The sequence below is a fragment of the Streptomyces swartbergensis genome (genome assembly GCF_002148965.1).
Lineage (GTDB): Bacteria > Actinomycetota > Actinomycetes > Streptomycetales > Streptomycetaceae > Streptomyces > Streptomyces swartbergensis.
In genome coordinates, this window is sequence record NZ_NGFN01000309.1 from 1 (window position 1) to 10,189 (window position 10,189).

Annotated in this window: 8 protein-coding genes and 4 pseudogenes; 7 read left to right on the forward strand and 5 right to left on the reverse strand. The window is 69.3% G+C overall.

Annotation, left to right across the window (positions count from 1 at the left end):
• The 4 genes and pseudogenes from CA983_RS34020 to CA983_RS34035 all read right to left on the reverse strand — a co-directional run.
• Positions 1 to 2,811: condensation domain-containing protein (locus CA983_RS34020; RefSeq protein WP_244207210.1), on the reverse strand; the 2,811-nt coding region annotated here is incomplete at its 3' end.
• A 339-nt stretch (positions 2,812 to 3,150) separates the two neighbouring features.
• Positions 3,151 to 3,567: pseudogene (locus CA983_RS49710) on the reverse strand (AMP-binding protein); the annotation flags it as partial.
• Positions 3,568 to 3,815: 248 nt separating this feature from the next.
• Positions 3,816 to 4,241: pseudogene (locus CA983_RS34030) on the reverse strand (metallophosphoesterase); the annotation flags it as partial.
• Between the two features lie 378 nt (positions 4,242 to 4,619).
• Complete coding sequence (locus tag CA983_RS34035; protein ID WP_086604634.1) at positions 4,620 to 5,138, reverse strand: tetratricopeptide repeat protein; 519 nt, start codon at positions 5,136 to 5,138, stop codon at positions 4,620 to 4,622.
• Between the two features lie 17 nt (positions 5,139 to 5,155).
• On the opposite strand from CA983_RS34035, the pseudogene CA983_RS48420 reads away from it, so the two are divergent.
• Together CA983_RS48420 and CA983_RS45470 are read left to right on the forward strand one after the other, a co-directional pair.
• Positions 5,156 to 5,357 (forward strand): annotated as a pseudogene (locus CA983_RS48420) (helix-turn-helix domain-containing protein); the annotation flags it as partial.
• Entirely contained in the window at positions 5,351 to 5,974 is a 624-nt protein-coding gene (locus tag CA983_RS45470) for an IS5 family transposase (protein ID WP_244207211.1), read from the forward strand. The pseudogene CA983_RS48420 and the gene CA983_RS45470, both read left to right, overlap by 7 nt.
• Here the strand turns inward: CA983_RS45470 and CA983_RS34045 are convergent.
• Positions 5,913 to 6,422 (reverse strand): annotated as a pseudogene (locus tag CA983_RS34045) (hypothetical protein). The gene CA983_RS45470 and the pseudogene CA983_RS34045 overlap by 62 nt on opposite strands.
• A 299-nt stretch (positions 6,423 to 6,721) precedes the next feature.
• On the opposite strand from CA983_RS34045, the gene CA983_RS34050 reads away from it, so the two are divergent.
• From CA983_RS34050 to CA983_RS45950, 5 genes are all read left to right on the forward strand, one after another.
• The gene (locus CA983_RS34050) at positions 6,722 to 7,042 is read left to right on the forward strand and encodes a hypothetical protein (protein ID WP_086604635.1); all 321 of its coding nucleotides are present in this window, start codon (positions 6,722 to 6,724) and stop codon (positions 7,040 to 7,042) included.
• A 231-nt stretch (positions 7,043 to 7,273) separates the two neighbouring features.
• Complete coding sequence (locus CA983_RS34055; protein ID WP_143645620.1) at positions 7,274 to 7,576, forward strand: hypothetical protein; 303 nt, start codon at positions 7,274 to 7,276, stop codon at positions 7,574 to 7,576.
• A gap of 189 nt (positions 7,577 to 7,765) precedes the next feature.
• Positions 7,766 to 7,981, forward strand: coding sequence for a hypothetical protein (locus tag CA983_RS34060; protein ID WP_086604637.1), 216 nt, complete (start codon positions 7,766 to 7,768; stop codon positions 7,979 to 7,981).
• 725 nt (positions 7,982 to 8,706) lie between these two features.
• Positions 8,707 to 9,573 carry a non-homologous end joining protein Ku gene (gene ku, locus CA983_RS34070; RefSeq protein ID WP_086604638.1) on the forward strand — a complete coding sequence of 289 codons (867 nt, stop codon included), beginning with the start codon at positions 8,707 to 8,709 and terminating at the stop codon, positions 9,571 to 9,573.
• Complete coding sequence (locus tag CA983_RS45950; RefSeq protein ID WP_143645621.1) at positions 9,482 to 9,859, forward strand: hypothetical protein; 378 nt, start codon at positions 9,482 to 9,484, stop codon at positions 9,857 to 9,859. The genes ku and CA983_RS45950 overlap by 92 nt, the downstream gene beginning before the upstream one ends.
• The last annotated feature ends 330 nt before the right edge of the window (positions 9,860 to 10,189 follow it).

Sequence of the window (10,189 nt, forward strand, 5' to 3'; positions counted from 1 at the left end):
GTAGAGGCGGCTGCCGGGGGTGTCGCCGTAGGGGTCGGCGATGAAGCGTTGTGCGGTGAGGGCGGGGCGGTTGACGTAGCCGCGGGCCAGTCCGGGGCCGCCGAGGTAGATCTCGCCGGCGACGCCGATGGGGACCGGTCGCAGCTGTTCGTCGAGGAGGCGGAGGCGGACGTTGGGCAGTGGGGTGCCGATGACGGGCACGTCGACAGGGCCGGACAGGTCGTGGCAGGTGGCGTCGACGGTCGCTTCCGTAGGGCCGTACAGATTGAAACAGCGAGTACGCCGCTGGCCGCGCAGCGCCTGCCACAGCGACGGCGAGACCGCCTCCCCGCCCACCATGACCATGGACGGCGCCCACGCTCCCTCCAGCAGTCCGGCGGCCGTGAGGAGTTCGAGCTGCGACGACGTCGTGTCGATGACGTCGATCCGGTGCTCCTCGACGAACCGGACCAGGGCCGAAGGGGCGCGGCGCACGTCCTCCGGCACGATGAACAGCTCGTGACCGGCCAGCATCCAGCTCAGCTGCTCCATGGACGCGTCGAACGTGAAGGGCGCGGTGAGCGTCGCGCGCAGCTTCCTGTCCCAGGGCGGCACGCTGTCGGCCCCGGCGAGATACGGGTCGTGACCGAGGAACGTCGCCTGCAGGGTGCTGGTGAGGTGGTTCAGCGAGCGGTGCTGGACGGCTACACCCTTCGGCGCGCCCGTCGAGCCGGACGTGTAGATGATGTAAGCGGCCTGATCGGGGCGGTTGTGCGGCGCGGTCACCGAGCCGTCGGCCGGGGGCTGCCGCGGGTCGAGGTGGACGCGGCCGGGGCCTGCGGGCAGGTCGCGGGTGATGACGACGGGTGCCGCCGTGTCCTCCAGGACGTAGGCCGTACGGTCGGCGGGCCACTCCGGGTCCAGGGGGACGTAGACGCCACCGGCCCGCATCACGGCCAGCAGGGCGACAACGCTGTCTGTGGAACGCGGCAGGCAGACCGCGACCGGCGTCTCGGGGGTGATCCCGAGGACGAGCAACGACCGTGTCAGCGAAGCTACTTGAGCGTCCAGCTCGGCGAACGTGAGCGTGTCCTCGCCGCAGGTCACCGCCCGCGCGTCCGGCGCCGCCCGCACCACCTCCGCGAACCGCTCCGGGACGCCGCCCGGTCCGGCGAGCRCCAGGTCCCGCTGCCCGAACTCATCGAGGAGCAGCCGTCGTTCGGCCTCGCCGGACAGCGGCAGATCGCCGAGGCGACGGTCCGGGTCCGCGGCAGCGGCGTCGAGCAGCGTCAGATACTGGGCGGCCAGCACGTCCATGCGGGGCCGGTCGAACAGATCGAGGCAGTAGTTCAGGATCCCCCGGTACGAACCATCGTCGGACCGCTTGACGTCCAGGGACAGGTCGAACTGCGAGACGGCCTCCCCGACCGGGTACCGCTCCACCTCCGCCCCAGGCAGGCCCGGTCGCGCCGCCGGCGTGCTCAGGAGCTGGAACGTGACCTGGACGAGGGGGTTGTGGCTGAGGTCGCGCTCGGGTGCGAGTGCCTCGACCAGGGTCTCGAAGGGCAGGTCCTGATGGGCGAAGGCGCCGAGTGCAGCCTCACGCACCTGCTCCAGGAGGTCTCGGAAGGACAGGCCGGGGGCGCAGGTCACGCGCAGGGGGAGGGTGTTGACGAAGAAGCCGACCAGGGGTTCCGTCTCGGTGCGAGTGCGCCCGGCCGACGGCACGCCGACCACGATGTCCTCGTGCCCGGCATGGCGCGCCAGCAGTACCTGGAAGGCGCCGAGCAGTGTCATGAAGAGGGTGACGCCCTGCTCCCGGCCGAGCTCCTCCAGCGCGGTGACCACCGCATCGGAGAGCGTGAACTCGACCGTCTCGCCCCGCTCGGACTGGACGGCGGGTCGCGGGTGGTCGGTGGGCAGCCGCAGCACCGAGGGCGCGCCGTCCAAAGCCCGCTTCCAATAGGCGAGTTGCTTCTCCTGGACCGGGCCGGTCATCCAGTCGCGCTGCCAGAGGGCGAAGTCAGCGTACTGGACGTCCAGTGGAGGGAGTCCGGCGGGGTCGCCGGTGACGCACTCTCGGTACAGCCGGCCGAGCTCGTCCACCAGCACACCCACCGACCAGGCGTCGGAGACGATGTGGTGCATGGTGATCACCAGTACGTGGTCGTCGTCGGCCAGCCGGGTCACCACCACACGCATCAGCGCGCCGTCTTCCAGCCGGAAGGGGGTCTGCGCCTCCGCCGCCACCAGCCTGCGGGCCGACTCCTCCCGCTCGGCGGGCGCCAGTGGTGTCAGGTCGACCCGCGTGAGGGCGGCCGCACGCCGTGCGCCCGGCCCGTCGACGGCGTCAACGACCTGGTACGGCACACCGTCCCGCTCGACGAACGCCGTCCGCAGCGTCTCATGCCGAGCGACCAGCATCCGCAGCGCCCGCCGCAGCGCGTCCAGGTCGAGGCGTCCCCGTATGCGGAAGGCGTCGCACATCGCGTAGAAGGCACTGTCGGGCATCAACTGGTAAAGGAACCAGAGACGTTGCTGCGCGAACGACAGCGGCAGCGGCCCGCCGCGCTCCACCGGCCGGAGTGCCGCCTCCTCGCCGCCGTCCTGGCCGCCGGCGTGTTCGGCCCGCACCCAGGCGGCCAGCTCCTCGACTGTCGGCGCGTCGAACAGGACCCGCACCGGCAGTTCGACACCGAGCAGCTTCCGCAGGCGCGCCACCACCTGGAGTGCCATCAGCGACTTGCCGCCCAGGTCGAAGAAGCGGTCCCGTACGCCGACCCGGTCGACGCCGAGCACGGCGCACCAGACCTGCGCAATGACCTCCTCCACCACATCGCGTGGTGCCACTCGGGTGGCCGGCCGGTGTGGGACTTCATCCGCGTCCAGCACGAGCCGATTGCCTGACAGGAGCGGCGTGATCAAGTGGAGAATCTCCGCCCCGTCGGGAATTCCGATGCCTGGATCGTCGATATAGCGCGCCAAATCGGAGTAGGAGACAATCGAATCCCCCGGCCTCTTGTCAGAAGGTGCCGTATGAAACAGATAGGCGATTCCCGACGTGCTTCGCGCGATATGCTCCGGCGGGACAACAGGGGGTGTCGACGGCTTATCGTCCAGGAAACAGACAGGCCCGTCGCCGGTGAATTCCGGAGCGGCGGCACGAGTGGTGACGAGGACGTCGGGGGTCGCGTCGGCGAGGATCTCGCGCAGCCGTCCGGCCGGGGCGCCAGGGTCGGCGGGGAGACACGCGGCACCCAGTTTGAGCACTGCACACAAGGTGGCGACGAGGTCGGGATCGCGCGGCAGGACCACCGCCACCAGTGTCGAGGGGCCGGCGCCCGCGGCCGCCAGACGCGCGGCGATCGCCTCGGCCCGCCGATTCAGCTTCCCGTAACCGGTCACGGTGCCCTGATACAGAATCGCGCTCCGCTCCGGCGTATCCCTGGAATGCCGTTCGAAACTGTCTGCCGCTGCGTTTTTCCCTGCGAGTTCAGCGCCCTCATTCTTCACGATGATCCCCCGCACCGCCGGAAATAGGAAAATCCAAGGTGAGCATTGAAAGTATCTGAGGTCCTTCGCTGCCATGATCCCTACCGGTGTAATGCGAAAAGAAGGCGGTTTCCAGCCATCATCAAATCTTGGAATACCTGATACATGTCCGCGATGGCCTCGTGCGCCCCGGGACGGGCGGGTCGCGCAGGGCCGGAGGTGCGGCTGGAATTCACCCCTGGCCGCGCACGTGGCCCTGCGCCGCGCCCCGGCCGGGCGGGCGGGGCGCACGGCATGACCGTCGAGTGCTGCACCGAGGTGGGCAGGTGCGGGGAGCGGAGCACGAGCAGGGTGCGGGGGCCGTGGTGGCTGAGGCCGGCGAGGGCGGGTTGGTCGAGGCGCACGAGGTGGTGGAAGGGCCAGATTTGGCCGCCGTGGGTGTGGCCGGAGAGTTGGAGGTCGACGCCGGCGGCTGCCGCCCGGTCGATGAACTTGGGCTGGTGTGCCAGGAGCAGGACGGGCAGGACGGGCAGGTCGGGGTCGGCACCGTTCAGGGCTCCGGCGAGGTGGGCGCGGTGGCCTGCCAGGCCGGAGGACTCGGCGGTGACGTCGTCCACGCCGGCGACCACGAGGGTGGCGCCGCCGCGTTCGAGCAGCAGATGGTGGTTGCGCAGCGGCTCCCAGCCCAGCTCGTCCATGAGGTCGACCCAGCCCTGGGCCTGGCTGTAGTACTCATGGTTGCCGGTGACGTACACCCGGGCCCGGGTTGGTGGGGCAGACCAGGTCGGCTTCCAGGGTGTTCTAGGGGGTGTCGGTGATGAGGACGGAGCACCCAGCAGGGCACGGTCCATAGCAGAACGGGGGGCGATCAGGGGTATGAAGCGCATCAGGCGGTGCAGTCGGCTTTGCCGCGGAGCTTGCGCTTCGCGCGCGGTATCCGGTCATCCCCTTGCTGTCGACGGCCGAGAGCGGGCCGAGCTCGGCGGCCAGCGGCGCCAGTGGCGGGAGGCCCGGCTGAATCTGCTGGACCGGGGCGAAGTCACCTGGAGGTCATACGTCGACGCGAAGTGTTGAACTGGCCGCTGAGCGAGTCTCACGTACTGGGTTGCCTGGAGGGCAACAGTGCCCCAGGCAACCCACTTGAGGCTCTAGAAGAAGCCAAGTTTCAGAGGGCTGTAAGAACAAAGAATGTTCTTCGTCTGCTGGTGGTGCGCTGCCCCATCTGCTCCTGACCTGCGGAAACGAATGAAATTGCCGATGAAGGGCGAAGTTGGTCCGCTCCTCGTCCGGATCTTATGGACGAGGTTGCTTTCGCAGGTAGGGGTCTTGCGATTCAGGGCCCGGGGCAGCCCGCTGAGCCTGGTTTCCCGCTGCAAGTTGTGCCGCGTCGTTTGCTCCAATCGCTGGTCACCGAGTTCGGAGTAGATGGCCGTGGCACGCGTTAGGGCATCCACCCCTTCCTGTCTGCGGTGCAGCATGCCCAGATTGAGGCCGAGATTGTTGAGTGCCTGGCCTTCCCCGTGGCGGTCTCCGATGTCGCGGAAAATCGATACCGCCTGCGCGAACAACGGCTCAGCGGTCTGGTGTTCGCCCAGCTGATAGAAATCGGTGGCCAGGTTGACCAAGGCCAGAGCTTCGTTAAGGGTTGTCCCGTAACTGCTGGTCACGGTGAGATGATCTTGCCGTGTCTGGTGTGATCACGGCGTCGGAGCCCTCCTGGATAGCCCCGTTCACCGGGCTGAGCCCGCGCCAGTTCGGCAAGCTGATCACTGCTCTGCGGCGTGAGGGTGCGGACCCGGTGCGCAAGGGCCGTCCCTGAAGCCTGCCGCTGGAGGACCGCGTGCTCCTGGTCGCCGCTTACTGGCGGACGAACCTGACCTTGCGCTTCGCCCGCTGGCGGGACACGGGACTGGCGGCCGAACTGCACGACCGGCTGCGCGAGGCCGTCCGCACAGCTGAAAGCCGCAGCCCGGAGCCGACCGCGGCGGTCGTGGACTCGCAGTCCGTGAAGGCAGACGCCACCACCGCCCACACCTCGCGGGGTTACGACGCCGGCAAGAAGATCAACGGGCGCAAGCGGCACCTGCTCACCGACACCCTCGGCCTTCTTCTGGCCGTGCTGGTCACTCCGGCGTCCACGACCGACCGCGACGCCGCCCGGTTCCTGCTGCCCGCAGCAAAGAATCACTTCCGGCGGCTGGTGCGGATCTGGGCCGACGGTGGTTACACCGGCCACCTCACCGACTGGACCATCCAGCACCTCGGAGTTGTCCTTGACATCGTCCGCCGCAGCGACGACGTCCAGGGATTTCAGGTCCTGCCCCGCCGCTGGGTCGTGGAGAGATCCTTCGCCTGGCTCCTGCGCAGCCGGCGCCTGGTCCGTGACTACGAACGACGCACCGACACCAGCGAGAGCGTCATCCTGTGGTCGATGACCATGCTCATGAGCCGCCGCCTGGCCGCCCACCACCGCCAGCGTCTTGCTCTGTCGCGGGCAGCATGAACCTGCCTGGCTTCTCCTCGACCAGCTAGCCCCGTTCCACCAGCCGTTTCAGTCGGGCCCGCGCACCCTCGACGCGCGAGGCAGACGCGCTGTCCCAGCCCAGGACCACCGCTGCCCGCCGGGCACCGAGCCCATCGACTCCCGCCTCCACGGCGGCGGCCATCAACGCCTGGTAGTCCACCGACAGCACGTCGGTTCCGGCCGCGTCCTGGCGGCGAGGCACCGCCCGGCGCGGCCCCACCGGCTTCCTCTCCGACACACTCTCGGGCGCCACCGCGAGCGTATCGGCCTCAGTCAGCGCCTCCAGATATTGCTCCAGGCCGATCACCCGGCGCCTGAGCATCTCTTCCGCCTCCGCCAGAGCCGCCCGCACCCGCTCCAGCTCCGCTTCGAGGTCCTCCACCCGCAGCGCCGCGGCCTTCTGCCGCGCTTTCAAAACCGCCCGCATCGATGGCACCCCCCACCCCCACGACATCTCGGCAAGCAACAACCCCAGACTCCCGCGACAACCGCAACCTCACGCCTGACCAGCAGAAACCGCACACGAGGTTCGGAAAGAGAACGACCTCTAAGGGTTTGACCGACCCGTCGTGATGGCTCGTAGGTCCAGTCGCAGGCCGACCACGGCCCGGGACGTACCGACCATGGCCCTGATCATTGCAGGAGCCGCGCCGGGGCCCGCCACGAGGAAGGCGTACTCACTCTGTCAACAGACGAGGCCACGGCCCCTGAGTAGCCTTGTGCACCATGGTGTTGCTTGTGATCATCGCCACTATCAGCTTTGGTACGTTCGCCTGGCTCACGTTGATGGGGGCCGTGATGAGCCATGCGGTTGGCCTCGTCAGCTTCCTGCTGTACCTCGTTGGAGCCGGCATCCTCTTCGCGATCGGCTACTTCACCGCCCGCCAGGTTTTCGACCTGTCTGAGCAGCGAAGCCTGGTCGTCGGCGCGGCGCTCCCGGTGGTCTATGGAGCTAGTCGCCTCATCTGGCTGAAGTTGGGGCTGCCCACGCCGTACAGCGACTACGACCGCTGGCGCAGACAGGACCACCGGGACTACTGGAGCTGACGGGCACCGAACCGGGCGGCTCCCCGCAGCCCGTCCCGGTCAGTGAGTCCGCCAGGCCCGAACGGTGACGGCGACTTCCACGCCGGGGACCCCGCCAACCAGGCCCCGTGCCTGCCCTGGCCCGGCGAGAACGTCTGTGCCGGCTTGGAGTCGTTCCACCCGAAGAATGCCGGCCACCCTCGCTCGGGTCATGGACCAGGCACTGGCCGACATGGGGTACAAGGGCGGTTAGTGGCAGCTGACGAGACGGGCTGCGCGGTGGTCACGGGACGGGCGAACCGTCTCGTGACCACCGGCTGTCTGACCATCCTGATCGCGCTGATCACCGTTCTCGGCGTCCTCGTCTCCTGGTTGTGGTATCGCCACTGGCACGACGGGAACGTCAACAGTGAGCGCAGGGACAGGGCATTCGCATCGATCCTGAAGCAGGCCCGTGCCACGGCGGACGACACGGCCCCCGCACTCGGCACGAGCGGCACCACCGACACCGACGCCCTCATCGGCGTGATCTGGCGGCACACAGAAGCTCCGTGATCGCCTACGACGCGTCCCGTCGCGAGTTCACCGCACCGCTGGCGGGGAAGTGCGTTGCCTCGTGGTCAAGGCCGGAAATCCAGCCGGGCAGAAGCGTTTTGCCGCCAACGATCAGTAATCAACCCACCGCGTGGAGTGGTTCCGGCTACAGGTGGGCTGGGACGTTCGTGTGACGGGGAGGGCTGGTCGGTGGTTCTGWCGATCAAYGTKGCGGTGCTGCTGGCGGTCATCATCGTCGTGCGGCTGCGGCGGCGTACAGAGGCYCGAAGCCGGAACGACGAGAAGCTGACCGTCGTCATCGTGTTGGTCTTCGGCGTGCTGATCGCCCCTACCGCGTTCGGCCAGACCATCTTCGACGTCGTCGGCCAACTCGCGCAGGGCGTTACCCACTCGGGCAGCCCCTGAGCTCTGTGCCCTTCCCGGCCCCGCCGCCAGCCGCGGCGTTGTGGCATCGGCCACGGAGAAACCATCCGGTCAAGGGGTGGTCAAGGGCCATAACGGACACTGCGGGCCGGGGTGAACAGGTCGCGGACAAGGGGTGCTTCATCACGGTGGCTCCGGCCCGTACGCATCGCGCGGGCGGACCGGACCTGTCACCGATCCGGCCSTGTACGGCCGGAGARACCCGAGGMCACGATGACCACCGCCCCCGTTCCGCCGACCCCGCAGACGCCGCCGACTCCGGCGGGCACCGCTGCGACAGCCGGCCCCGCGACGAGCCACACGACAAGCCCTGCTCCCAGCCCCGCAGCTTCCAGCCGCCGTCTGGCGGTTGTCGCTGATCAGACCCCCGATTCACCCGCCCCGGCCGGTTGCAACTCCTCTTCTCCCCGTACTGATGTTGTGCCTGGAGAAGCGTCCCGGCCCCGCGAAGCCGCCCCGATGAAAGCCGGAGCGAAGATCCGCGGCGAGGTCCTCCTCACCCTCGCTCAGCTGCGCCTGGCCACACCCCGCCARCTCAAGGCGCTGCTGCTGCCYCRCCASCAGGRCACCGACTACGTYCGTCGCGCGCTGCGCAACCTGCACGACGACGAATCCCCRGCYCTGGTCGGCCGGACCCACCGCGTCCAGCAGTGCTCCGGTGGAGTACTCGCCGTGCCGTCCGTGTGTGGGGCGTGCAGCGTTGGATCATGCGCGCACTGTGGTCGGGTCACATCACCTGCGGTCTGGTCAGCGTGCCGGTGCGCCTGTACGCGGCAACAGAGGCGGCACGGCCTCAGCTGCACGAGGTCCATGTGAGCGACGGTGCCCGGATCAGGCACCGCCGGGTGTGCGAGGCCGAAGACCGCGAGGTCGGCGAGGAAGAGATCGGCCGGGGCGGGCAGGCCCCGGACGGGCACATGGTCGTCCTGCGCGATGAGGACCTGGACCACCTGCCGCTCGCCACGAGGCGACGGGTGGAGATCCTCGGCTTCGTCGACGACCGGGATGTCGATCCGCTGCTGTACGACCGGGCCTACTACGCCGGCYCCGACGGCGAGGCRGGCCAGCGCCCCTACGCCCTGCTGGTGGAGGCACTCGCCCGCACCGGCCGGGTCGGCATCGCCAAGTTCGCCGTGCGCACCCGCGAGCGCCTGGCCGCGCTGCGCCCCCGCCGCGGTGTCCTTGTCGTGCACGGGCTGCGGTGGCCGCAGGAGATCCTTCACCCGGGTGACCTCGCCTCACTGGCYCCGGTCACCGAACGCGAGCTGGACCTTGCGGAGAYGCTCATCGACGAGTTGGCCGGCGTGGACATCAGCGTGGTGCGCGACGACTACGGCGAAGCCCTCCAGSARGTCGTCGCCGCGAAGCTGGAAGACCGCGGCTGGAGCGAGCTGCCCGAACCGGAGMCGCCCGTCGATCTCATGCGTGCGCTGGAGGACAGCATCCGCCAAGCGCAGCGCCCCACCTGTAGACCCGTGGCCTTTGGCCGGCCGCACCTCTTTCTGCGACGACACGTCACGCCGACGCCCACCCCAACCAGAGGTCGGCCAGCTGCTGGAGCTTGTCGCCGGTGAGCTTCCCCCGCCTGCTGCGATCCCGCCGTGGAAACCAGCGGCACCGCGCGGCCCGTCCCTGGCAGGATCGGCCCGCGAGCAGTTCGCCACCGTCATCCTCGCCCGGGTCAGCGCCGGCACCTGGCAGCGGCTCGCCCCGATAGTCGACCCCGCCCCGAAGTGCAGCGCCCACCCCGGCCGCGTCCACGTCCTCCAGGACGGCGACGCCCACCCGACGCAGGTGCCGCTGATGACCGACGCCGAAGCCGCCGACTGGCTCACCGCCACTGCGGCCGGAGAGAACTGACCCCGCGTCCGGACACACCACGTGCCCCGGGGGAGAAGACGTCCCCGGGGCCCGGCGTATGGAGTGGTGCTGTTCAACGACGGCGCGACGCCGACGGCACGGAGTGCGCGCAGCCCTTCGGCGCGTTCAGCCCGCCTCGGGCTGCGAACGCTTCACCTGGCGCAGGCAGTACACGCACCTGGACTCCGAGTCGACGCGGCCCATGCACCGCCGGCAGTCCCGGCGCACTGCCCAGCCATGCGATGGGCCAGCCCTTAACTTCGCGGGTTCGTCCGGGATTCCAGCAGGGGTGTGGTCTCGCTGGCGCGGGTGGGCGGGGGGATTGGCCGG

Bases quoted from the DNA above. Each gene is read 5' to 3' on its own strand.
- CA983_RS34050 (WP_086604635.1), top strand. From the start codon at position 6,722: ATGGTGTTGCTTGTGATCATCGCCACTATCAGCTTTGGTACGTTCGCC.